Consider the following 345-nt stretch of genomic DNA (forward strand, 5'->3'; position numbering starts at 1 on the left):
AGTTACCATCTGCATCTACTGGTACGTCTTTAATAACATCGCCGTTTGGTAATGTTACATCTACTGTTCCGTTTGGTTCAGCTGTACCTGTGATTACATCATCACCTGGTTGTGGTTGGTTCACTGTTGGTGCGTCTGGTGCTACTGTATCAGTTACTGTAGTTTCTGTTGGGTCTGACACATTACCGCTGTCGTCTTTTGCTACAACTGTAATCTTGTCGCCTTCTTTAAGTTCTACACCTTCTGGTACGTCTACTTTGTAGTTACCATCTGCATCTACTGGTACGTCTTTAATAACATCGCCGTTTGGTAATGTTACGTCTACTGTTCCGTTTGGTTCAGCTG

The 345-nt window shown here is 43.2% G+C and carries 1 protein-coding gene; it reads right to left on the reverse strand.

Annotated features, from left to right (window positions below; genetic code table 11):
* A partial coding sequence (locus CD122_RS12015) for an Ig-like domain-containing protein (protein WP_240624159.1) occupies positions 1-345 on the reverse strand: 345 nt, incomplete at both ends.

Origin of the sequence: Staphylococcus rostri (assembly GCF_002902145.1) — a bacterium.
Lineage (GTDB): Bacteria > Bacillota > Bacilli > Staphylococcales > Staphylococcaceae > Staphylococcus > Staphylococcus rostri.